Annotated in this window: 18 protein-coding genes; 5 read left to right on the top strand and 13 right to left on the bottom strand. The window is 73.5% G+C overall.

Features of this window, described 5'->3' with window-relative positions:
- The 11 genes from ACZ7G1_RS33860 to ACZ7G1_RS33810 form a co-directional block, all read right to left on the bottom strand.
- Positions 1-1,272 (bottom strand): glycosyltransferase (locus ACZ7G1_RS33860; RefSeq protein ID WP_471204348.1); only part of this gene is annotated, 1,272 nt, incomplete at its 3' end.
- A gap of 8 nt (positions 1,273-1,280) precedes the next feature.
- Positions 1,281-2,504: an O-antigen ligase domain-containing protein gene (locus ACZ7G1_RS33855; protein ID WP_470881094.1), complete on the bottom strand. Its 1,224-nt coding sequence runs from the start codon at positions 2,502-2,504 to the stop codon at positions 1,281-1,283.
- A 1-nt stretch (position 2,505) separates the two neighbouring features.
- Entirely contained in the window at positions 2,506-4,077 is a 1,572-nt protein-coding gene (locus ACZ7G1_RS33850; protein WP_470881092.1) for a right-handed parallel beta-helix repeat-containing protein, read from the bottom strand.
- An 11-nt stretch (positions 4,078-4,088) separates the two neighbouring features.
- Entirely contained in the window at positions 4,089-6,053 is a 1,965-nt protein-coding gene (locus ACZ7G1_RS33845; protein ID WP_470881090.1) for a heparinase II/III family protein, read from the bottom strand.
- Entirely contained in the window at positions 6,050-8,242 is a 2,193-nt protein-coding gene (locus tag ACZ7G1_RS33840; protein WP_470881088.1) for a bi-domain-containing oxidoreductase, read from the bottom strand. Before ACZ7G1_RS33840 ends, ACZ7G1_RS33845 begins: the two co-directional genes overlap by 4 nt.
- A 51-nt stretch (positions 8,243-8,293) precedes the next feature.
- Positions 8,294-10,228: an asparagine synthase (glutamine-hydrolyzing) gene (asnB, locus tag ACZ7G1_RS33835; protein WP_470881086.1), complete on the bottom strand. Its 1,935-nt coding sequence runs from the start codon at positions 10,226-10,228 to the stop codon at positions 8,294-8,296.
- 2 nt (positions 10,229-10,230) lie between these two features.
- Positions 10,231-11,751 (bottom strand): Wzz/FepE/Etk N-terminal domain-containing protein, encoded by a 1,521-nt coding sequence (locus ACZ7G1_RS33830; protein ID WP_470881084.1) that lies wholly within the window; start codon positions 11,749-11,751, stop codon positions 10,231-10,233.
- On the bottom strand, positions 11,748-13,148 hold the full coding sequence (locus ACZ7G1_RS33825) for a YveK family protein (protein ID WP_470881082.1): 1,401 nt from the start codon (positions 13,146-13,148) through the stop codon (positions 11,748-11,750). The genes ACZ7G1_RS33830 and ACZ7G1_RS33825 overlap by 4 nt, the downstream gene beginning before the upstream one ends.
- Entirely contained in the window at positions 13,145-14,404 is a 1,260-nt protein-coding gene (locus ACZ7G1_RS33820; protein WP_470881081.1) for a glycosyltransferase family 4 protein, read from the bottom strand. Before ACZ7G1_RS33820 ends, ACZ7G1_RS33825 begins: the two co-directional genes overlap by 4 nt.
- Positions 14,394-15,710 carry a nucleotide sugar dehydrogenase gene (locus tag ACZ7G1_RS33815; RefSeq protein ID WP_470881080.1) on the bottom strand — a complete coding sequence of 439 codons (1,317 nt, stop codon included), beginning with the start codon at positions 15,708-15,710 and terminating at the stop codon, positions 14,394-14,396. Before ACZ7G1_RS33815 ends, ACZ7G1_RS33820 begins: the two co-directional genes overlap by 11 nt.
- 76 nt (positions 15,711-15,786) lie before the next feature.
- A complete protein-coding gene (locus tag ACZ7G1_RS33810) occupies positions 15,787-17,265 on the bottom strand; it encodes a sugar transferase (protein WP_470881078.1) in 1,479 nt (492 codons plus the stop codon).
- Positions 17,266-18,090: 825 nt separating this feature from the next.
- Here ACZ7G1_RS33810 and ACZ7G1_RS33805 point away from each other — a divergent pair.
- From ACZ7G1_RS33805 to ACZ7G1_RS33785, 5 genes are all read left to right on the top strand, one after another.
- Positions 18,091-18,531, top strand: a complete 441-nt coding sequence (locus ACZ7G1_RS33805) for a hypothetical protein (protein ID WP_470881076.1) — start codon at positions 18,091-18,093, stop codon at positions 18,529-18,531.
- 144 nt (positions 18,532-18,675) lie between these two features.
- Positions 18,676-19,287 carry an RNA polymerase sigma factor gene (locus ACZ7G1_RS33800; RefSeq protein ID WP_470881154.1) on the top strand — a complete coding sequence of 204 codons (612 nt, stop codon included), beginning with the start codon at positions 18,676-18,678 and terminating at the stop codon, positions 19,285-19,287.
- 3 nt (positions 19,288-19,290) lie between these two features.
- Positions 19,291-20,076 carry a hypothetical protein gene (locus ACZ7G1_RS33795; RefSeq protein WP_470881074.1) on the top strand — a complete coding sequence of 262 codons (786 nt, stop codon included), beginning with the start codon at positions 19,291-19,293 and terminating at the stop codon, positions 20,074-20,076.
- Between the two features lie 151 nt (positions 20,077-20,227).
- Positions 20,228-20,764 (top strand): BlaI/MecI/CopY family transcriptional regulator, encoded by a 537-nt coding sequence (locus tag ACZ7G1_RS33790; protein WP_470881073.1) that lies wholly within the window; start codon positions 20,228-20,230, stop codon positions 20,762-20,764.
- Between the two features lie 5 nt (positions 20,765-20,769).
- Positions 20,770-21,792 carry a M56 family metallopeptidase gene (locus ACZ7G1_RS33785; protein ID WP_470881071.1) on the top strand — a complete coding sequence of 341 codons (1,023 nt, stop codon included), beginning with the start codon at positions 20,770-20,772 and terminating at the stop codon, positions 21,790-21,792.
- Between the two features lie 47 nt (positions 21,793-21,839).
- Here the strand turns inward: ACZ7G1_RS33785 and ACZ7G1_RS33780 are convergent, their stop codons facing one another.
- Both ACZ7G1_RS33780 and ACZ7G1_RS33775 read right to left on the bottom strand, forming a co-directional pair.
- Complete coding sequence (locus ACZ7G1_RS33780; protein WP_470881069.1) at positions 21,840-22,295, bottom strand: tellurite resistance TerB family protein; 456 nt, start codon at positions 22,293-22,295, stop codon at positions 21,840-21,842.
- A 189-nt stretch (positions 22,296-22,484) separates the two neighbouring features.
- Positions 22,485-23,732, bottom strand: coding sequence for an SLC13 family permease (locus ACZ7G1_RS33775; protein ID WP_470881068.1), 1,248 nt, complete (start codon positions 23,730-23,732; stop codon positions 22,485-22,487).
- Positions 23,733-23,738 lie beyond the last annotated feature (6 nt).

The raw sequence follows: 23,738 nt of genomic DNA, 5'->3' as shown, positions 1-23,738 counted from the left end.
TCCCCCCCCCCCCCCTCCACCCCACCCCCCCCCGAGATCTCCTTTTCTCCCCCCCCCCCCCCCCCCTCCCCCCCCCCCCCCCCCCCCCCCCCCCCCCCCCCCCCCCCGATACCCGTCCACCAGGCGCCGGAGCCCGACGGCCGGGCTGAAGTCCCGGTCGTAACGGCTCCGGGCCTCCTGGCCCATCTCCTGGTTGCGGTCCGGCTCGGCCGTGATCCGGCGCAGGCAGGACGCGAGCGAGGAGGCGTCTCCCGGCCGGTGCAGCAGGCCGGTCACGCCGTCCTCGACGAGCTCGACGAACGCGCCGTGACCGGCGGCGACGGCCGGCACTCCGGCCGCCATCGCCTCCGCGACGACCAGGCCGAAGGTCTCCAGGGACTGCGAGGGAGCCACGACGGCGACCGAGCGCGCGACGGCCTCCCGGCACTGGGCGGGGTCGTACAGGCCGGCGTACCGCACGTCGTCCCGGCCCGCGGCCCAGTCGGTCACCTCGCGCTCCAGCGGCCCCGAGCCGGCGATCACCAGCGGCACGCCGACCCCGCCGGCCGCCGCGAGCTCGTCCCACGCGGCCATCAGGAGCCGTATGCCCTTGGTCTCGGCGAGCCGGCCGAGGAAGAGCAGGTGCTCGCCGGCGCCTTCGCGGGTCGCGCCCGGGTCGGGCACGAAGTTGTGCTTCACCGCGAGGCGTTCGGGCGGCATGCCGGAGCGGACCAGGATGCCGCGCTGGGTCGCGGAGATGCAGAAGAAGCGGTCGACGCCGGTCCACCAGCGCCGCCGGTTCACCGTCAGGCTGACCGCGAGCGGGACCGTGGCGAGCCGGGATTCGCGGTAGCAGCCGTGCCGGACGGCGGGCAGCGCGGTCGGCGACCCGACGCAGTCGGTGCACGGCCGGCCGTCCCGGTGCAGCGTGCCCGGCGGGCAGATCTGGGTGTAGTTGTGCAGCGTGGCGACGACGGGCACGCCGACGTCGGCGCAGGCGGCGAGCACCGCGGGCGAGAGCAGCGGGAAGACGTTGTGGACGTGCACGACGTCCGGCCGGTCGGCGCGCAGGCGCGCGGCCAGCTCCGTGCGGACGGCCGGGTTCCACGGCACGAGGAGGGGCACCGCGACCTTGCCGAGGAGCGACCGGCCGGCGATGGTGTCGCTGCGGCGCTCGAAGGTCTCGACCCGGTGGCCGGCCGCGCGCAGCAGCTCCACCTCCTCGTCGACGACCCTGTTCTCCCCGCTCGGCTGCGCCGACGAGTAGCGGTTGTGCACTACCAGGACATGCATTGCTCAGGTCACCTCTGGGCCCATCGCGGGATACGTCGTTGTTCGGGAACTTCGGCCGCCGGGAGGGACGTCGCGGGGGCGGGCGGCACGAGGAGCGAGGCGGCCAGGGTCAGGTGGAGCAGGTAGGCGGAGGCGTCGCCGAGGCCGACCTCGGTGTACGAGGAGAGCGCGCAGTAGCTGATGAGGAAGATCGCGCAGGCCCGGGAGAGCGACGGCGGCCGCAGCAGCGCGACGGCGCCGAGGACGAGGACGATCGCCGCGACGATGACGATGCCGACCAGGCCCTGCTCGTGGTAGACGGCCAGCCAGCTGTTGTCGATCGGCAGCCCGCCGAACGACTTGTCGCCGAGGCCGGTGCCGAGGACCTTCTCGCCGGTGGTCCTGGGCGCCGACATCAGGGCCTCCCAGACCTTGGCCCGGCCGGTGAGGTTGGCGAAGTTCTCCTGGCTCTGGCCGCGCAGGAACCAGGCCTGCAGCGCGGAGCTGAACACCACGGCGGCGACCGTGGCGCACAGCACCGCCCAGGCGAAGAAGCGGCGGGCGGCGGCGCTGGTCAGGAACAGCGAGCCGATGGCGAGGACGAGCCCGATGAGCAGCCCGAGCGTGGCCGTCCGGGTGTGGGTGAGCGCGAGCAGGACCAGCGCCGGCACGATGATGAGGGCCGCGCTCGTGCCGGTGGTCCGGCGGCCGAGGAGCAGCAGCACGGTCAGGCCGATGACCACGGCGGCGTACTGCCCGATCTGCGGCGGGGTCAGCGGCCACAGCGCGCCGACCAGGCGTCCGCCGTAGTACTCGGGCATGGCCGTCGCCGGTGAGGCGGCCAGTCCGGCGGCCACCAGGACGAGCACCGCGAAGTACAGCCGGACATGGTGGCGTACGAAGGTGAGGCCGCCGTCCCACCAGCGGCTGAGCAGCCACAGGGTGGCGACGAAGACGGCCAGTCTGCCGCAGCGGAACAGCGAGCCGAAGCCGGACTCCAGGTGCACGCTGGCGAGCACGCTCACCACCACCAGGAGGGTGAGCAGGAAGACGAACGCGCTGGCCCGGACGCGCAGGCTGAGGTTGACCAGGAGCGCCAGCGCGAACGCGGCGACCAGCGCGCCCATGGTGGCCATCTGTATGAGGGAGCGGGGGATCGTGACGATGGTCTTCGCCCCGGCGGAGCCGAGCGTGTTGAGGACGAGCAGTCCCCAGACCGTGGCGACGATCTTCGACGTGTGCGCGGTGACCATCTCAACCACCGTCCCCGGTACGGAAGGTGCTGCCCTCGTCCTGTTGGTAGGGCGCGCCCCGCCACTGTCCGGCGGTGAGCACGCGGCCCGTGTCGTGGGCGACGAACGTCCACGGCCCGACGTAGTCGTTGTCGTGCCAGCGGTTGTCCTGCTCGTGGGTGATCGCCCGGGCGACCCGGTCGCCCCGGTAGGGGGACCACTCCGGCGAGGTGCCCTGGTTGGCGAGGACCGCCATCCGGTCGCACAAATCCGCGCAGCCGACGGCGGACTTGTCGAGGACGAAGCGGTTGTCGTGGATGTCGACCCGCCGGGTCTTCCACCGGCAGTCGGAGTAGAGCGGCGCGCCGGCGATGGCCGGGCGCGCGCAGCGGGCGGTGTCCTTCACCAGCGGGGTGCAGTAGCCGGTGGAGGTGTTGGCCGGGCTGTTGCAGAAACGGTCGGCGTTCTCCCACAGGGTGATCCCGGACCAGTTGTCCTCGAACAGGTTCCCGTCGATCTCGATCTTGTCCGTGCGGGCGGGGATACGGGGTTCGCCGCCCGCCTCGGAGACGTACAGCGTCGCGTACGGGAAGTCGTCGCCGCTCTCCGCGAGCGTGCGGCCCTCGACCAGGTTGTTTCGCCGGATCGTGTTGTTCCTGATCACCGCGTTGTAGCTGGTCTCGTAGATCAGCGCGGAGCCGTCGTTGGCCTCGATGAGGTTGCCCTCGAAGCGGAAGTCGTTGTTGTTGTTGTCCGCCCACAGTCCGGCGCCCCGGTTGTCGTGCACCCAGTTGCCGCGGACGTCGGCGCCGTTCACCGCCCAGAACTTGATGCCGCCGGAGCAGCCGCAGCCCGGCTGCTTCCGCTCCCAGTCGCCGGTGTTGTTGCCGGTGATCTCGTTGCCCTCGACCACCAGGCCCTTGATCGAGTCACCGGCCTTGTAACCGTTCATGCCGTACTGGCCGTTGCGGCGCAGACAGCTGGCGCGGAGCCGCTGGCGGGCACCGGCCATCAGTCCGCCGCCGGAGTTGTCCTGGATCACGGTGTGCTCGATCACCCAGCCGTCGGCCGAGTCGTGGTTGACCACGCCCTCGTCCTGCGGCGCGGCGAACCCCTGGACGGTGAGATACCGGAGCGTGACGTCGGGGGCGGTGCCGCCGAACGCGTACTGGTTGGTCTTCCCGCCGTCGAGGACCGCGCCGGGCGCGCCGAGATAGACGTTCCCCTCCTTCGCGAGGACCTGGTCGTACTCCCCGGGCGGGAACCGGTGGGTGCCGGGACGGAGCCAGAACGTGGTGTGCGGGGGACTGTCCTCGGTCTTGGTGATCAGATCACCGGCGACCGCGGGGTCGACCGTCACCGCGCCCGCCGGCGCGGTCGCCGGACCGGCCGCGGGCCTGTCGCACACCCGGGCCGGCGCCGCGGACGGCGCGCCGGACGCCCTGGACGCCCCGGCGGACGGCGCCGCGGTGCTCCGCGTCCCGTCGCCCGGCTTGCCCGAGGCGACCGGCGCGCCGTCGCAGCCGGCCACCGCGAGCAGGGCCAGCGCCAGCGGTGCCGCCGGCCACGCCAGGCGCCGCCACTCGATCCCCAACCGTTCCCCCACTAGCCCTGGAACCTGAGCACGGTCACGAAACCGTCCGAACCGTCGGCGAAGCCCGAGCCGACCAGCGTCGTCGCGGGCTCCTTGCGCCCGAAGCCCGCCGAGTACCAGCCGAGCGGCGGCTCGCTCTCGCCGCGGTGCGCCCGCCAGGAGAGCCGCCCGGGCAGGACGAGCTCGGCGGACCGGTCCTCGCCGTCCCGGGTCCAGGTCAGCACCGCACGGTCGCCCACCAGCTCCGCGGAGACCTCGGGACCGAGGTGGAACGCCAGCTCCACGGCGGCCCGGCGCGGACCGCGCACCTCGTCGGTCACCCTCAGCTCGCGGCTCTCGGCGGTCAGCTCCACCCGGCGCCGGTGCGCGAACGGCCGGTAGCCGTCGTGCTCGGCGTACCAGCGCGCCGTCCCGCCCCCTGAGACGTCCGGCGTGTCCGCCGCCAGGACGCGGCTGCGCGCGTGCCGGGTCCACAGGAACGGGCCGCCGGAGACCGACTGGTCGGCTCCGTCAAGGCGCAGCGTGTTGTGGCCGAGCGTCGACCGGAAGTACTGCCGCCACTCGGGCTGCCCGTGGTAGCAGAACGTCCCCGGGTCGGCGAGCACGTCCACCCCGTCGTGCCGCACCTCCACGGACAGCGCGTCCGCGTGCCCGTGCGCGGCGATGGAGAGGAAGCCGTGCGGACCGGCGTCACAGCGGCACCAGATCCCGCCGGGACCCCGCAGGATGGTCATGCCCGCGTCGGCGAAGTGACCCGGCCTGCGCGCCGGACGGGACACGGTGGCCGCGTCCCTCGGGTACGGCCGCAGGAGCGCGGTGAGCAGCGGGGTGCGCACATCGGTGCCGGTCACCTCGGGCCACCAGGCGAGCCGGCCGAACACCGCGTCCCCGGTGGCGAGCAGCGAGCCCCAGCGGTCGGTGCCCGCGCCGTCCACGACGAGCCCGTGGCCGTCGTCCGCGTCGCCCTGGCGTGGCGGCCGCAGCCCGCCGTCCACGACGGCCGCCAGCGCGTCCGTCATCCGCAGCAGCACGAGCCGCACCGTCGTGGGGACCGGCAGGCCGGCGGCGTCGGCCTCGGCCACCGCGGCCAGGCCGAGTTCGAGGACGAGCCCGTGGTACTCGGTGGCCAGCTCGCGGTTGAGGCCGGAACCGAAGGTGTTGTGCCGCAGCTGCCGGTCGAGCGACCGCAGCGCGGCGGCACGCCAGCCCGCCGACTCCGGGAACCAGCCGAACGCGCAGGCCGCCGCGAACTGCCCCGCGGTCTCCGCGATGACGTGGTTGTTCGCCGACGAACCCCGGCTCGGGAAGGCCGCCAGCCAGCGCTGGTGGTGCCAGATCTGCCGGAGCGCCACCGGGTTCTCCTCGAAGAGCCCGGCCGCCCCCGGCCAGCCGTCGAGCAGCCGCCGGACCCACACCCAGGAGAGCAGCCGGATGCCCAGCTCGATGCCGCTGGTCCAGTGCACCCCGCGCAGCGGCGTGTTCACCGCCCACCACGACCGCAGGTGCGCGGCGACCCGCTCGGCGTACCGCTCGTCCCCGGTGACCGCGTACGCGGCGGCGAGCACCGTCAGGTACTGGTGCCGGGACGGCTCCCAGATCTGCTTGATGTCACCGACCGTCTCCTCGTCCCGGTACGGCACGTCGAAGGCGTAACCCCACGGCGCGCTCCGCCCGGTCTTCGGGTCGTGGCACCAGTCCGGGTCGACCAGGTCGTCCCGCTCCACGCCGAAGAACTCGGCGCGCCCGGCCATCAGCCGGTCCGCCTCCTCGACGAGCCGCTTCGCCGCGTCCGGCGCGATCCGGTCGACCGCCCCGGCGGGCAGCACCGCCGTGAAACGGACGCCCGTCACCCGCGGGCCGTCCGGCGGCGCAGCGCGCCACCGCCGCCTGCGGACGGTGTCGCCGACCCGGCCGCCGATCTCCCGCGGGCCCATCCGGGACAGCCGCCGCAGGTACCAGCTCGGACTCATCGTCATCGCGCCCCCGCAAGCGTCACGGGCACACCGGAGACCAGACCGGTCTGTACGGCGAGGGTGGCCGCCGTGGTGGCGACGAGCGACTCCAGCGGCACCGGCATCGGCCCGCCGGACCGCACGGCCCTGACGAACGCGGCCAGTTCGGCGGCCTGGCCCTTGTCACGGGCCTTGGGCAGCCGGGAGCTCACCCACCGCTTGCGGCCGTACACCGACGCGCGGACGAAGTCGTCCAGCTTCAGGACCTTGCCGTCCGCGACCAGGTCCAGCGTCTCCTTGGGGAAGCCGGGCGCGCCGGTGGTGACGTAGCTGATGGTGGCGTTCGAGCCGTCCGGGTAGCGCAGCACGACCTGGAGGTCGCCGGTGCCGGGCGTGGTGAGCGCGTACACCGAGACCGGGTCGGCCCCCAGCAGCCAGCTCGCCGTGTCGATGAAGTGCCCGCCCTCGCCGGCGAACCGGGTGCCCTCGCTGTCCTGGCGCAGGTACCAGCTGCCGTGGTCGAGACGGCCCGCGTTGACCAGGTAGCGCAGGCTCGCCGGGCCCGAACGGGCACCGAACTCCCGCTTGGCGTCCTGGAGGAGCGGCGCGAAGCGGCGGTTGAAGCCGACCTGGAGCCGGTCGTTGCCGGACTTCTCCACCGCCGCGAGCACCCCGGCGAGCTCGTCCTCGGTGAGCGCCAGCGGCTTCTCCACGAACACCGCCTTGCCCGCGAGCAGCGCCCGCTGGGTCAGCTCGGCGTGCGAGCTGTGCCGGGTGACCACGAACACCGCGTCGATGGACGGGTCGTCGAGCACGGCGTCGAGATCGGTGGTCGCCTCGGCGAAGCCGAACTTCCGCCGCGCGTTGGCCCCGGACAGCGCCGTCGTGGTGACGACCGTCGACAGCTCGACGCCGGCCCGCTGCGCCAGGTGCGGCAGCAGCATCGAGCTCGCGTAGTTCCCCGCGCCGACGAACGCCAGCCGCACCGGGGCCCCGGCGGCCCGGGCGCGCACCGGGCGCGCCTCGGCGCGCTGCACGGCGGGCACGGCCACCGACGGCGCCACGGCCTCGGTCTCGCCCTCCGTCTCCGGCGCGGGATAGCGGAACAGCACGGCCACGGCCTTGAGTTCGCCGTCCTTCAGGGACCGGTAGGTCTCCACGGCATCGTCGAAGTCGGCGATGTGCGAGATCAGCGGCTCCACGTCGACCCGGCCGCGGGCGGCGAGATCGAGGAAGCACGCCAGGTTGCGGCGCTCGGTCCAGCGCACGTAGCCGATCGGGTAGTCCCGCCCCTCGAGCTCGTACTCGGGGTCGTAGCGCCCGGGGCCGTACGAGCGGGAGAACCGGACGTCCAGCTCCTTCTCGTAGTACGCGTTCCACGGCAGGTCCAGACGGCACTTGCCGATGTCGACGACCCGGCCGCGGTCACGGCACATCCGGGCGGCCAGCTCGACGGGCTCGTTGCTGCCGCCGCCGGCCGCCAGGTACACCTGGTCCACGCCGTGCCCGGCGGTGAGTTCGGCCACCGCGCTTTCCACGGCGGCGGACGAGGGATCGCCGCAGGCCACCGCGCCCAGCCGCGCGGCGAGTTCACAGCGCGCCGGGTCGGGGTCGACGCCGACGACCCGGACGCCCGAGGCGACGAGGAGCTGCACCACCAGCTGGCCGATCAGGCCGAGGCCGATGACGAGCGCGACCTCGCCAAGCTGCGGCTCGCCCTGGCGGACGCCCTGGAGCGCGATCGAGCCGACGGTGCCGAAGGCCGCGTGGCCCGGGGCGAGGCCGTCCGGCACCGGGACGTACAGGTTCTTCGGCACCCAGTTCAGCTCGGCGTGCAGCGCGTGCTCGTTGCCCGCGCAGGCCACCAGGTCACCGACGGCCACGTCGTCGACGCCGGCGCCGACCTGCTCGACGACCCCGCACAGCGAGTAGCCGAGCGGCGTGTAGGAGTCCAGCTTGCCCATCACCTTGCGGTAGGTGGCGGGCACCCCGTTGGTGGCGACGCTCTGCACGACCTTGGCCACCTGGTCAGGACGCGAACGGGCCTTGCCCAGCATCGACATGCCGGCCTCGGACACCTTCATGAGCTCGGTCCCGGTGGAGATCAGCGAGTAGGCGGTACGCACCAGCACACCGCCCGGCTTGCATCCGGGCACCGGCACGTCGAGCACCGCGAGCTCGCCGCTCTTGTAGTTCTGAACGACCTGTTTCACCGAAGTCCTCTTGTTCTCTGTGCCGTCGAGTTCTCTGTGCCGTCGAGTCCGCTACGAAGCCGAGGGGGAGTCCTGGCCTGACCCGGAGGTCGCGCCGCGATACCAGTACTCGAGGGTCAGCACGTGCCACAGGTGCTTGGAGTAGTCCCGGTGCCCGGCGGCGTCCTCGGCGACCATCCGCGCCAGCGCGTCGCGGCGCAGCAGCCCCGAACCGACGAGCACGCCGTCGTGCACCACCTCGCGCACCAGCGGGGCGAGGTCCCGGCTCATCCAGGCCCGCAGCGGGGCGCTGAACAGGCCCTTGGGCCGGTAGACGATCTCCCGGGGCAGGATCGAGGTGGCCGCCTCCTTGAGGACGGCCTTGCCCTGCCGCTTGACGATCTTCCGGTCGCCGGGCACCGCGAACGCCGCCTTCACCACCTCGACGTCCACGTACGGCACCCGCACCTCGGTCGACGCGGCCATGCTCGACCGGTCCGTGTAGGCGAGGTTCAGGCCCGGCAGGAACATCCGGGCGTCGCCCAGGCACATGCGGTTCACGAAGTCGTCGAGGTCGTTGTCCTCGTAGACGTCCGCGTGCTCGGTCAGCACGTCGTCGACCGTCCCGGCGAGGTCCGGATCGAGCAGGGCGAGCAGTTCCTCCTGGTCGTACATGGTGTAGCTGCGCCGGAACGCCGTCTCCTCCGGCAGGTCGGCGAAGGAGAGGAACCGCTTCGCGAACCGCACCGACCGGTAGCCCCGGCGGGCCGAGGCGACCGGCAGCCGGTCCACGGCCGCCGACACCCCGCGCCGCAGGGGTCCGGGCACGCGCTGGTAGCGGAGCGCCAGGACGTTGGCCAGGTGTTTGCGGTATCCCGCGAACAGCTCGTCGGCGCCCATCCCGGAGAGCATCACCTTGACCCCGGCCTCCCGGGCGGCCTGGCAGATCAGGAAGGTGTTGATCGCCGCCGGGTCGCCGATCGGCTCGTCCAGGTGGTACGTCATCCGGGGCAGCAGGTCCAGGACGTCCGGGGCGATCTCGATCTCGTGCAGGTCCACGCCGAACCGCTCGGCGACCTGGCGGGCGTACCGCAGGTCGTCGGGCATCGCCTCGAACCGGGCGTCCTCGGCGCGGAACCCGATGGTGTAGGCGGAGATCCCCGGCTGGTGGCGGGCCGCGAGCGCGGTCAGCCAGCTGGAGTCGAGACCGCCCGACAGGAACGTCGCCACGGGCACGTCGGCCAGCAGGTGCTTCCGGGTGGACTCCTCGACGATCGCGGCGAGATCCGGGATCTCCCCGGCGAGCGCCCGGTCGCGGCCCTCGGCGGCCACGTCCCGCAGGTTCCAGAACCGGCCCCGCTCGACCCCGCCGTCGGGCCGGAAGCGCAGCCAGCTGCCGGGCGGCAGCTTCTCCGCCTCGCGGTACGCGCACCGCGAGTCCGGCACCCAGTAGTAGAGGAGCGAGGCCACCAGGGCCCCGTGGTCCACCTCCAGCTTCCCGCCGGTCACCGCGGCGAGCGCCTTCAGCTCGGAGGCGAAGACCAGGCCCTCGCCGCGCCGCAGCAGGAACAGCGGCTTGATGCCCAACTGGTCGCGGACGAGCACCAGTTCACCGGTGCGCTCGTCGAAGACGCCGAACGCGAACATGCCGCGGAGGCGCGGCAGACAGTCGGTGCCCCAGCGCCGCCAGGCCTCCAGGAGCACCTCGCTGTCGGACGTGCCGCGGAAGCGCACCCCGGCCGCGGCGAGCTCGGCCCGCAGCTCGGGCGCGTTGTACAGCTCGCCGTTGTACGTGAGGACCAGGCCGTCCGAGACCATCGGCTGCGCGCCCGTCTCGGACAGGTCGACGATGGACAGCCTGCGGTGCCCGAGGTGGACCTCGCCGTCACCGAGGGGATGGCTGTAGCGGCCGGCCGCGTCGGGCCCGCGATGGGCGAGGGTGTCGGTGAGCCGGTCGGTCACGGACTTGCCGTCCGGCCACCGGTACGTGCCTGCGATGCCGCACACGGCTACCGCACCTCCTGATCACTGTCCGGGACCCGCGGCGCCCACAGCGGCACCCGCTCGGTCCGCCGCTGAGCTTCCCCGTTCCGCCGGGTCTGTCGTTCGCCGTTGCCGCGCAGGGCGTTCCGCTGCCCGTCCCACAGCGTGCCGTCGGTCCGGTCCCGCGGATCGGGGTCGACGAGCACCACCCCGAGCACCGCGATGCGCTGGTCCGCCAGCTGCCGGGCCACCGTGTGCAGCCACGCGGCGCTGCCGTGCCCCGCCCGCACCACGAGCACGGTCCGCGTGCCCAGGTACTGCAGGTCGGTCCAGGCCGCGCCGGGCGCCACCGAGCCGACGCCGAGCCGGCGCTCCTGGCGCGACAGGCCGGCCGCGTCCCTGCCGCCGACCACGGTCGGGTCCCCGGGGCGCGGGGTACGGCCGGCGAGCCGCTGGCCCGGCAGGCCGTCGACGACGACCATCGGGCCGTCCGCCAGCAGCACCGCCGCGAGGTCGAGGGCGATCTCGCTCGTATCGCGCTCACAGCCCAGTTCCAGCAGCGACATCGGCTCCGCCGAGCCGCGCAGGGTGCGGGCCAGGGAGACGGTGAGCCGCTCGCGGGCCGCCCGGACCCGCCGGCGCCGCCACGGCCCCGACGCGGTGCGCGGCAGCTCCGCGAGGACCGAGGCGCCCAGGTTCGCGGCGATGTCCCGGCGCAGCACCGGCCGGTCCCCGACGACCGTGCCCACCGCCGCCACCGCGAGCCCCAGGGCGAGGCCGAGGGCGAGGCCGATCCCGGCGTTCGTGACCAGGGCCTTCGGCAGCGAGTGCTTCAGCGGGCGCGGGGCGTCCACGATCTGCGTACCGGAGAGGAGCCGGGGCGTGCCGATGCTCGCCTCGGTGGCGCGCTGGTCGAAGTCCGCGATCCGCGAGGTGAGTTCGGCCCGGCGGGCGAACAGCGACTCCAGGTCCGCCGACACCTTCGGGCCCTCGTCCTCCGAGGCGCCGCCGATCGTCGTGTTGACCTGCGCGAGCTCCTCCCGCATCCGGTCCCGCTGGCCGAGCAGGGCCTTGGCCTCGGAGTCCGCGGCCTCCTTGATCCGCCGGACGTGGTCCGCGATGAACGCGTCGGCCAGCGCCTGCGCGCGGGCCACCGCCTCCGCCTCGCTGTCGCCCGACACCTGGATCTGCAGCAGGTTGTTGGTCAGCCCGATCCCCCCGTAGTCCTCCATGAAGTCCTCGGGCTTCTCCGGGGACTTGAGGGCGCGCAGGGCCTGGCCGGCGATCCGCGTGGTCTGCAGCAGCGAGACGTCGGTCCGGATCAGCGTCCCCGGGTCGTTCGGCTGGTCCTCCTGGTGCGCGACGAGCAGCTTCGTCATCGCGGTCGGCGGCGGCGGCAGCAGGACCGCGAGCGCCACGCCGGCGAGCAGCCCGAGGAGCGCCATCGTGCCCCACAGGCGCCGCCGCCTGCGCACCGCCACCACCAGGCCGTGCAGATCGAGCAGCGGGGCGGCGCCCGACGGCTCGGAAGTCGTACGCGTCGTCACCTGGAACCTCCCGTCACGGCCTCGTCCGCCGCGGGCGCCGGAGCGGCGGCGTGCCGGGTACGGTCACCGGACCGCGCGGGACGGTCCACCACCGTGCCGGCGAGGACGACGCCGACGATCTCGTGCTCGGCGTCCGCGCAGGCCTCGGCGATCCCGGCCAGCTCGGCCGCGGTCCTGCTGCCCGCGCTCAGCACGACCAGCGCGCCGGCCTCGTCGCCGTCACGGTCCGGCACCCACGGTTCGGACACCGAGACCTCCACCACCCGCAGCATCGGCTGCCCGCCGTCGGCGGACCCCGGCGCCGGGGCGCCGGCGACGAGCTGCCCCGCGGCCCGGTAGGCGATCGCGTCGCCGTCCGGGACGACCACCAGGAGCCGGCGCGGGGCGGGCAGCCGGTCCCGGAGACGGGCGGAAAGGCGCCGGTAGCGGATCCGCCTGCTGTCCTCGTCACCGGACGTCCGCGGCACCGGCAGGTCCCACCGAGTGTCGACACCGAGGAGCCGCCGGAACCAGCCCCCGGCACCCCGGCCGCCCGTCCGGTGCGCCGACCGGTCCCCGGGTACGTCGACGGTGCCGAGGACCGCCGATCCGAGCGCGGCGGCGATCTCCGCCTCACCCCGCAGCCTGCGGCTCATCCGGGCGGCCGTCACATGCCCGAGGATCGCCAGCAGCAGGAACAACAGCGCCCCGGCCGCGATGAGTTGCGGCCGCGTCGGCGGCGCCTCGCCGGCCGGCCGGGCCGCCGGTCCCATCACGACCATGTTGGCCTTGTCGGCCTTGCCCGACGCCGGGTCGGCCGCGTCCAGCTTCTCGATGGCCTCCCGCAGCGAGGTGCGCAGCTTCTCCAGCTCGGTGCGGGTCTGCACGCTCTCCACGGTCCGCCCGGGGTCGGCCGCCTCGGCCAGCTTGGTGATGCGGCCGTTGGTCTGCTCCACGCTCTTGCGGAGCGCCTCGAGACGCGCCTCGGCCTCGGGGTCCGTGTTGTCGCCCGCGATCCGGGTGGCGAAGGCCACGAACTCACGGGCCGCCTCGTCGGAGAGCCGCTGGGCGCGCTCCGGGGTGTCGGCGGTGCCCGAGATCCTGATGATGTTCCCGTCGGCGACCTCGGCGTTCACCTGCTCCCGCAGCTCGACGCCGGTGGTCCCGGGCCAGCCGAGGGTGCCGGCGACGCGGTCGACGACCACCGAACTGGTCGCGATCTCCGCCTGCGTCAGCAGCTCGCGCTCCTCCCACGCCCCGGGCAGCAGGACCTGCGCCGAGGTCGTGTACCGCGCCGGGACCAGCTCGGAGGTGCCGTAGCCGACGAGCGCGCCCACCAGGGTGAGGAGGGTGAGCAGCCGTCCGCGCCGACGGAGGATCCGCCCGATCGTGACCAGGCGTATGGTGTCTTCGCTCAACGACGAGGCCTCGTCCCTGCCTTGTTCGGGTGCGGCACCGGCGCCTGGTCGCGGCAGGCGGCGGAGTAGGCGTCGAGCAGCGACCGCTGGGAGTTCGGCCAGGACAGCGGTCCGCTGATCCGCTCCCGGCCGATCTCGCCCATGCGGGCCCGCTGTTCGGGGTCGTCGAGGAGCATCGCGACGAGCTTGGCGAACTCGGACTCGTCGTTGGCGGGGGCGTACACGGCGGCGTCGCCGGCGGAGACCCGCGCCTCCCGCAGGTCGAACGAGACGATCGGCCGGCCCATGACCATGTACTCCAGGACCTTGTTCATGGTCGACACGTCGTTGAGCGGGTTGTGCGGGTCGGGGGAGAGGCACACGTCCGCGCTGGACAGGTAGCGCACCAGGTCCGCGTCGGGGACGCGCCCGGTGAACTCCACCTGGTCGGACAGGCCGAGCCGCCGGGACAGCTCCACCATCGCGTCGAAGGTGTCGCCGCCGCCGACGAACACCGCGTGCCAGTCCGTACGGCCCACCTCGTCGCGCAGCTTCGCGAGGGCGCGCAGCGCGTAGTCGACACCGTCCTGCGGGCCCATGACGCCGAGATAGCACAGCAGATGGGGCTTGCCGCGCTTCAGCTCCGGCTCGGCCGGCACCGGGCGGAACCGCTCGATGTCGGGCGCGCTGCGCACCACGAATACGTCCTCCGGCCGCTTGCCGCCCCGGCGTACCGCGACGTCCCGGTAGCTCTCGTTCGTGGCGAGCACGACGTCCGCGGCCCGGTAGGTCCGGCGCTCCAGCGCGCACACGCCCCGGTAGAGCAGGTCCTTGCCGCGGTCGAAGCGGGAGAGGTACAGCTCGGGCACCAGGTCGTGCTGGTCGAAGACGAACCGCGCGCCCTGCCGCTTCAGCCACAGCGCGGGCAGGAACAGCAGGTCCGGCGGGTTGCAGGCGTGGACGACGTCGACCGGGCCGACCTTGCGGGCGAGCCGCAGGGTGTGCCAGAGCGCCGTCCCGTACTCCTTGAGGTAGCCGGCCGGACCGCCGGTGGCGGCCTGGAGCGGGTAGCGGTGGATCCGCACCCCGTCGATCTCCACCTCCGCCTCGGTGTCCCGCTTGCTGCCCTGCGGGCAGATGACGTGCACCGTCCAGCCCGCGTCGCGCAGCGTCGTGCATTCCTGCCACACCCGCCGGTCGAACGGCACCGACAGGTTCTCCACCAGGATCAGCGCGCGCCGGTTCGTCCGGTCGCCGCTGGTCGTATTACCAAGCAAGGCCCACGTACCCAGGTTCGGCCCGGCGCTCCTCGGCGTCGGGAAGGCGGATGAGGTCGACGATCACCGTGCCGTCGCCATGCGGCAGCGCGGCGAGGACGTCCGGGTCCCTGGTCCCGACCAGGCACACCTCGGCGTGCTCCAGGACCTCGTCGACGGAGTCCGCGAGGAGTTGCGCGAGATGCGGCAGCCGCGTCTCGATGTACTCGCGGTTCGCGCCGATGAGCCGGGACAGGCTCACGTTCGCGTCGTGGATCCGCAGGTCGTACCCCTTGCCGAACAGCCGCTCCGCCAGCTCGACGAGCGGGCTCTCGCGGAGGTCGTCGGTGCCGGGCTTGAAGGAGAGACCGAACAGGCCCACCTTGCGCTTGCCGGTCCGCTCGACCAGCTCCACCGCGCGCTGCAGATGGTCGGCGTTGGAGGGCAGCACATGGGAGAGGATCGGCACCGAGACGTCCGCCCGCTGCGCCGCGTGCACCAGGCTGCGCAGGTCCTTCGGCAGGCAGGAGCCGCCGAAGGCGAAACCGGGGCGCAGATAGGCGGGGCTGATGTTCAGCTTGCGGTCGGCCAGGAAGACGTCCATGACCTGGTGCGAGTCGACCCCGAGCGCCTGGCACACGGCGCCCAGCTCGTTCGCGAAGCCGATCTTCAGCCCGTGGAACGCGTTGTCCGCGTACTTGATGGCCTCGGCCGTCGGCACCGGCACCCGGAACACCTCGCCGGGCAGTCCCTCGTACAGCGCCGCCACCACGTCGCCGCTGGCCGCGTCGAGCTGGCCGATGACGGTCTTCGGCGGATCGAAGAAGTCCCGCACGCTGGTGCCCTCGCGCAGGAACTCCGGGTTGACCGCCACTCCGACGTCCACGCCCGCGGTGCCGCCGACGTACTTCTCCAGGATCGGCACGAGCAGGTTCAAGCAGGTGCCCGGGAGCATCGTGCTGCGGAACACGACCGTGTGCCGCCCGCCCCGCTCGGCCAGCGCGGCCCCGATCTCCTCGGTGACCCGCTCCAAGTACGTCGTGCACAGGCTGCCGTTGGGCTCCGACGGGGTGCCCACGCAGATCAGCGACACCTCGCTGTCCTCGATCGCCGCGCGGACGTCGCCGGTGGCGCGCAGCGCCCCGCTGCCCACGACCTCGGCGACGAGCTCGCCGATGCCCTCCTCGACCACCGGAGCCTTGCCGTCGTTGACCAGGTCCACCTTCACCGGGTTGACGTCCACCCCGATGACCTCGTGACCCATGCTGGCCAGGCACGCGGCCGACACGCAGCCCACGTAGCCGAGCCCGAAAACGCTGATCCTCATTGACCCGTTCCTCCCCCAGGCAGGCCTTCCCGGCCTGCGGTCCGCGTCGTTCCGGCGGGACGACGCCCCCCGCGCATCAATAGGCCCCGTGGCCGTACAGCACCGCGCGCAGCGTCTTCCACAAGATCACCGTGTCCAGTGCGAGCGACCAGTCCTCCACGTACCGCAGGTCGAGGCGGACCGCCTCCTCCCACGGCAGATCACTGCGTCCGCTGATCTGCCACAGACCGGTGAGTCCGGGCTTCACGAGCAGCCGCCGCCGGATGTCGGGGCCGTACGCGGCACACTCCTCCGGTAACGGCGGCCGGGGACCGACCAGCGACATCGATCCGGTCAGTACGTTGAACAGCTGCGGCAGCTCGTCGATCGAGTACCGGCGCAGCACCGCGCCCACCCGCGTCACCCGCGGATCCCGGCGCATCTTGAACAACAGCCCCGCGCCCTCGTTGAGTTCGGCCAGTTCGGCCCGCGCCCGGTCCGCTCCGGCGACCATGGTGCGGAACTTCAGAATGGTGAACTCGTGGCCGTCCTTGCCGACCCGGCGCTGGCGGTAGACCGCCCCGCCCCGGCTCTCCGCCATCACGAGCAGCGCCACCAGCACCATCAGCGGCGCGAACAGCAGCAGCAGGACCGCCGCGCCCAACCGGTCCACGACCCCCTTGATCGCCCGGCGCCCCCCGGTGAACGTCGGCATGCTGACCCGCAGCAGCGGAATCCCGAGCACCGCGTCGACGTGCAGCCGCGGGCCGGCCACCTCCATCAGCATGGGCGCCACCACCATCTCGGTGTCGCTGCCCTCCAGGTTCCAGGCCAGCCGCTGGAGCCGGTGCGGCGACCAGTGCGGATCGGGCGTGACCGCGACGACGCGGTAGCCGTCCCGGCGTATGTGGTTGGCGACGTCCGTCAGCCGCCCGACCACCGGCACCCCGTCCAGCTGGTCGCCCTCGGGCCCCAGGCCGTCCGTCGTGCACACCGCGTCCACCCGCCACCCGAGGTGCGGGAACTTGCGCGTCCGGGTGATCAGGTCGCGCACGGTCGCCGGGCTCCCGGCGGCGAGCACCGGCCGCAGGCAGCGCCCCTCCTTCCGCTGCTTGTGCAGCCAGAGGCGGAGCAGATAGCGGGTGGTCATGGTGACGACCGCGATCGCGGGGATCGCGACGAAGATCCACAGTTTGACGTTGCGCGAGGTCAGCGCTATCCCGGCGAGCGCCAGGAACACCGTCGCCATGAACAGCGAGCGGCCCAGCCGGCGGAACTCCTCGGCGCCCTGGCCGAGTACGGCCGGCGCCCACGCCCTGCTCACCGCCAGCGTCCCCAGCACGAGGAGCTCGGTGAAGAAGGCGAGGATCCCCCATTTCTCATGCCAGTTGGCGGCGTCCCGCGCCCCGAAGAACTCGCCTATCGACGTCACCACGACCGCGGTCGCGACGGTGTCGCTGACGATCACGGTCCGGCGATAGCGCTGCTCCCAGTCGCTCGCGGTCCGGCTGATCGCCCCATCCGCCAGACGCCCGCGCGCCGACGGAAGCGGGCTGACTACTCCCCCTTGCCGCACAGAACCCCCCAGGTCCCCAGTGGTTCGACGTGTTCGCCCCACACCGCCGCTCCGACGGAAGGCCCCCGCCTCCCGCGCATGGAACACCGGCCACCGCAGACTTGCCTGAACTGAGAAACCCGTCGGCAGTGGACGCTCACGCCCGTCCCGCCGGACTCTCCTGATCCACGGTCACCCGTCGAATCCCAGGGCGCTCCCCGCACCCAAGGCCCCCCCGGGCTCCAGGAATTGATCATCCCCACGATGTGCGCGGGGCACGCGACTGCTGGCCTTGCATACCGCCGGACCTACAGATCATTGTCGGTCGCCTCGTGTCCGATCAGCTGAAGCACGGTCAATCTAGACCATCGCGGCCGGGTTGGAGAGGGGGTGTGTGTAATTTGTGCGTAAGCTTTGAGACTTGATCCACCAGGCCCTCACCGCAGCCTCCGGACGTTCCGCGTCCGCCTGTGAACTCCCCGGTTCACGCGCGTAGTTGGGTGAGTGGCTGGCCGAAGTCCGGACCTCGTTTCCGGAGGTCGGAGCACCGGCGTACGCCCTCCCTCATCTGCTGTGACGAGCCGCCGACGGCCCTCCCGCGCGCCTCGCCGGGGAGCCGTGCGCCCCGTTCCGCATTGGCCGGATCGAGGCCCCGCGAAGCCCGCCCCGACCCCCCTTTCCGTGTTCGTATCTGTGCGCGGCGAACGCCTGTACCACTCGCCCCGGACCCCCTCCCTCCGCCCCTGTGTGACCAGCGTCACGTCGCCCACCCGTGATGACCGCCGTCCCCGATCCGCTTGATCATCCGGCGAATCCCGCCACTTCGATGGGGAAGGGTGGTCAGCGATGGACCGCGAGAGCGTCACGCTGCGCGCGGCCGACATGGGCCGGCGCGCGTCCGAGTTCGTCGACGTCGTCGAAGCGAGAGGCCGGCTCTCCCTCGACTACTCCGCGGCGAGCCTCCGCCTCGTCGACCGTCTCATCGACGGACTCAGACGCGGCGGCGCCTCCCGCGAGGACGTCACAGGGCCCCTCACCGGACTCGGCGCCTACGTGGGCGAGGTCCTCGTCCGCGAGACCGGCGCCGTCTGGGTCGACCTCCCGCCCGGCCACATGCTCCGCTCCGTCTTCACTCACCCCGTCGGCCTCCGCATGCCCGACGGCCGCGTCTGGAACCCCCTCGGCCGCACCGTCAACCGCTTCGAACAGGGCCCCGCCGAATCCCTCCAGACGTACTTCCTCACCATCCACGGCTGGCGCTCACCCCGCCCCCGCCGCACCGCCTGACGGTCTGACACGATGAACGCCATCCAGGTCCGCCGCGCGACCCGGAACCGAACACGTACAGCTGTCCAACAGGTTCGTGCGGTCGAGGAGACAGGGCCCGTGCCCACCGCGACCCACACACGGGAGGTCGAGGTGGGACGGGGGGTGACGTGCGACCCGGATCGCGACACGGCTCCCTGCCCGGATCGCGGGGCGGCACGCGGCCCGGACCGTGACGCCGAGCTCGGCGCGGCCGTCGAGCGGGCCCGCCAGGGCGACGAGGAGGCCTTCGCGACGGCCTACCGGATCGTGCACCCGGGGCTCCTCGGATACCTGAGGGGAATCGTCGGCGAGGACGCCGAGGACGTGGCCTCCGACGCGTGGCTGGAGATAGCCAGGGACCTCGGCCGCTTCCGCGGCGACAGCGCGGGCTTCCGCGGCTGGACCGCGACCATCGCCCGCCACCGCGCCCTCGACCACCTCCGCCGCCTCCGGTCACGCCCCCGCCCCTCCGGCATCGAACAGGACGTACTCGATCTCCCGACCCAGGACGACACGGCCGGCGAGGCCCTGGAGGCCCTGTCGACGGAACACACGCTGGCCCTGATCGCTGGCCTGCCGCGCGACCAGGCCGAGGCCGTACTGCTCCGCGTCGTCGTCGGCCTCGACGGACCGACCGCCGCCCGGGTCCTCGGCAAACGCCCCGGTGCGGTACGGTCCGCCGCGCACAGGGGATTGAGGCGACTGGCGCGACAACTCACGGGAAGGGGGAGGTGACGTATGTCCGACGGCGAGCCCACGAGGGCTGAACCACCGCCCACGGCGGGGGGGATCCCGGGCACCCCGAACCTCCCGGGCCGGCCGGCGACCAAGGGCGAGGCGGACGCGCTCGCCGCGTTCCGGGCCGCGCGCGACGCCGGACTGCACGCGTCGCGGGTCACGCGGCGCCGGGACGACTGGACGCCCGGCGTCGAGCGGCGCAGGGCACGGCGTTCGCTCAAGGCGGCCGTGGCCGGGCTGTTCGTCACGGCCACGCTGGGAGGCGTGGCCGTGGCCACCGGCGGGCTCCCCGGCGACTCCTCGGGGAGCGCCGTGCCGGGGCCCGCACCGCGCCCCACCCGTGTCGCGACCGCCCCGACCACCGCTCCCGCCGCCCCCCGGACGCCGCCGCCCCGACCGCCGGACACCGGAACGCCCATCTACCCGGAGGGACACCGCACCGAGCCGCCCGGAGGCCGCCGCCAGGGTCTGTGCCGGGCATTCGAGAAGGACGCCGAGCGGGGTGGCCAGGAGAAGCAGGCCGGCAAGGGCGGCCGCACCTCCGCGTCGAACGCGTGGCAGCGACTGGTGGCGGCGGCCGGCGGTGAGGAGCGCGTACCCGGCTACTGCGGCCAGGACCCCCGCCCCGGCAGAGGCCCGGAGGCCAAGGGCCGCCCCGCGGACGGCGACGGCCGGGGCCCTTCCTCACCGGGCGCGAACGACGTCGACCGGAACGGACGGCCGCAGGCCGCCGGGCCCGAAGGCCGCACGGCCCGCCCCGGCCCGGCCGGAGCCCGCAACGGCTGAGCCACGCACCCGGAGGGACGCGAACCGCCGCTCAGTACGATGGCCTGCCGCCCCCCGGGGCGCACCGCGCGCGCACGAACAGCGCGCTCACGGCAGAGGAAGCACGGACACCGCACCGGCGAGCGGCGACATCCGGCGGGAGGGCGACACCATGACGGACAGGACCGAGGACGGCGCGGACGGCCGGGCGACCGGCGGGCCGGACCGCACGGCGGAGGGTACGGCGGACCCGGACCGCACGGCGGACGACGTTTCCGCGACCTCGCCGCGCCGGCGCGCCCAGGGCGAGCTGGAGGCCCAGGTGCTCGCCGTGCTCCGCGAGGCGGCGGAACCGGTGCCGGTCGCGTGGGTGCGCGAGCGCCTCGGCGGGGGACTCGCGTACACGACGGTGATCACGATCCTGACCCGGCTGAGGGCGAAGGGCGCGGTGGAGCGCGAGCGTTCCGGCCGGTCGTTCCGGTGGACGGCCGTCGCCGACGAGGCGGGTCTCGCCGCCTTGCGGATGCGGAGGATGCTGGACGCGGAGGCGGACCGGCAGGCGGTCCTGGCCAGCTTCGTCACCGCGCTCCCGCCGAACGACGAGCGTCTCCTCCGCGAACTCCTCGCCCGGGCCGAGGAGACGGACGGCCACGCGGAGAAGGACGTTCATGCGGAGAAGGACGTTCATGCGGAGGAGGAGAAGGGCTAGCCGTCATGGGCGTCTTCGTCTTCCTTCCCCTCGTCCTCCCGCTCACCGCGTGGCCGGTCGCCCGTCTCGCCGAGCAGCGGCTCCATCCGCGCACCGCGACCCGCCTGCTGGCCGCCGTCGCCGGCGTCTCCGCCGTGTGCAGCACGCTCTGCCTCGTCCTCCTGATGATCGTCGGCACCGCCCAACTGCCGGGCAACCCGCTCCCGGACGGCTGGTCCGACCCCGACGTCCGCGCGGCCGTCCCCTACGACGAGATCGCCGGCCCGGCCGCCATCCCGGCCCTCCTCGCGGTCCTCCTCTCCTGCGGCCTCGCCGCCGGCCGTCAGGTGAGGGCCCGCCGCCGCGCCGCCACCGCGCTCGCCGGTCTCCGCCCGACGCCCGTCGCCGTACTCCCGGACCCCACGCCGTACGCGTACGCGCTCCCCGGCCCCCGCCGAATCCGCGCCCGTCACCACCGCCCCCGAGGCCGGATCATCGTCAGCACGGCCATGCTCGCCGGGCTCTCCGCGCCCGAACGCCGCGCGCTCTTCGCCCACGAGCGGGCTCACCTGACCGACCGCCACCACCGCTACCTGCTCGCGGTCCATCTGGCGGCCCGAGCCAACCCGTTCCTGCGCCCGCTCCGTACCGCCGTGTCCTACACGGCCGAACGCTGGGCGGACGAGGAGGCGGCCGCCGCCGTGGGGAGCAGACGGGCGGTGGCGCGGGCGATCGGCAGGGCGGCCCTGCTCGCCCCGCGCGCGCCGGCCGTGACGCTGCTCGCGGCGGCGGGTCAGGCGGCGACACCGCGTCGCGTGGCGGGTCCGGGGCCGCACCGGGCGGCGGGGGAGCGGCCGGGACCGGTGCCGCGCCGCGTGGCGGCCCTGCTGCGGCCTGCCCCGGTGGGCGGCGCGTGGCCGCCGGTGTCCACGGCGGTCGGCCTCGCGGCGTGGGGCGCGGCCTTCGGTGTCGCCGTATCGGCACTGGCCTCGGCGAACTCCGCCGTGACCCTCTTCCTCGTCCTGCACGCGACCGCCGCGCCGATGTGATCGGCGCGGCGGTCGCGGGACGTGCGGGCGTGACAGGCCTCGGTCGGTCAGAGGTCGAACTCGTGGGGCGGGAGGTCCAGGGTGAAGCATGCCTCGCGGACCACGGCCTGTTCGGTCTTGTCGAAGTCGCCGTCGGCGCCGCCGATGACGATGCCGATCTGGATGACGGCACGGGCCTCGGCGGGCTTCTTCTTCGCCTTGGCGATCTCCTGGAGGACGCTGACCTTGCCGAAGTCGAAGTCGGCGGTGAGCTTGTCGAGGTTGGCGTCGAAGCGGCGCTGGAGGTCGAGGGCGTCGAAGTTCTGCAGGACTTCGTTGGAGGCGATGAGCTGGGCGACCCGGCGGCGCTCGGCGGGGTCGACGGTGCCGTCCGCGGCGGCGACCAGGGCGCACATGGCCATGCTGGCGTCGCGGAAGGCGCCGCTCTTGAGGTCGTTCTTCTTCGCCACCAGCTGGGTCTGCATCGTCGATGCGGATTCCTTGATGCGGTCCCACAGGGCCATGGAGTACTCCCGATGTCGGTTGTCTCTTCGATTACTTCTACGAACGTGTAGAACGTGGCGAAGAGGCGTGAGGTTCCCGACGGAGGGAGACGGAGGGAGACGGAGGGAGACGGAGGGAGACGGAAGGGGGCGGAGGGAGACGGAGGGAGACGGAGGGAGACGGAGGGAGACGGAGGGAAAGGCGCTCCGTCACATCCCCGTCAGCAGCAGCGACGCCCACAGCGCCACCGTCGAGGCGACCAGGGTGGCGGGGACGGTCAGCAGCCCGAGCCGGGTGAACTCGCCGAGGGCCACCGGGTGTCCGTGGTCCTGGGCGACGCGGCGCCAGAGGAGGGTGGCGAGGGAGCCGGCGTAGGTGAGGTTGGGGCCGATGTTGACGCCGAGCAGGACCGCGAGCACCGAGCCGGGGCCGGAGGCGGCGGCCAGCGGGACCAGGGCCAGGGTGGCGGGGAGGTTGTTGATGAGGTTGGCGAGGAGGGCGGCGAGCGCGGCGGTGCCGAGCAGCGCCGGCAGGGAGGTGCCGTCCGGGAGGACGTGGGCGAGGACGGACCCGAGGCCGTTGTCGACGACCGCCCGGACGACGACGCCGAGCGCGAGGACGAACGCGAGGAACGGCACGGCGGCCGACCGGACGAGGGCGCGCGGAGTCGTACGGCGATGGGCGAGGGCGTGTACGGCGAGGGTGGCCGCGCCCGCAGCAGCCGCCCACGCCGGGTCGAGCCCGGTGGCCGAGGCGACGCCGAATCCGGCGAGCGTGGCGGCCACGGTGCAGAGCGCGAAGAGCGGGAACGGCGTGGGTTCCGGCGCGTCGGCGGGCTCGGCGGGGGCGGCGAGGTCACGGGCGAAGAAGCGCCGGAAGACCGCGTACTCGACGGCGATGGCGGCGAGCCAGGGGAGCAGCATGAGGAGCGCGAACCGGGTGAAGCCGACGCCGGCGGCCGTGAAGGCGAGCAGGTTGGTCAGGTTCGACACGGGCAGCAGCAGGGAGGCCGTGTTCGACAGGTGGGCGGTCGCGTAGACGTGGGGCCCGGGGCGGGCGCCCATGCGGGCGGTCGTGGCGAAGACCACCGGCGTCAGGAGCACCACCGTCGCGTCCAGGCTCAGCACGGCGGTGATCAGCGAGGCGAGCGCGAACACGGCCCCGAGCAGCCGCCGTGGACGGCCGCCCGACCGGCGGGCCATCCAGTCGCCGCAGGCGCGGAAGAGTCCCTCGTCGTCGCAGAGCTTGGCGAGGACGAGCACCGCCGCCAGGAATCCGATGACGGATCCCAGCCGCTCCGCCTCCTCGCGTACGGCCGCGGGCGTCACCGCGCCCACGGCCAGGACCGCCCCGGCGGCGGGCACCGCGAACGCGGCCTCGGGCAGGCGGAAGGGGCGGACGACGGCGCAGATCAGCACCACGGCCAGGGCGAGTACGGATACGGACGTGACGAGCATGTGTTC

Source organism: Streptomyces sp. NPDC037273 (assembly GCF_055603625.1).
The sequence above is the reverse complement of the archived record's forward strand: the minus strand, read 5'-3'. Positions and strand labels throughout refer to the sequence as shown.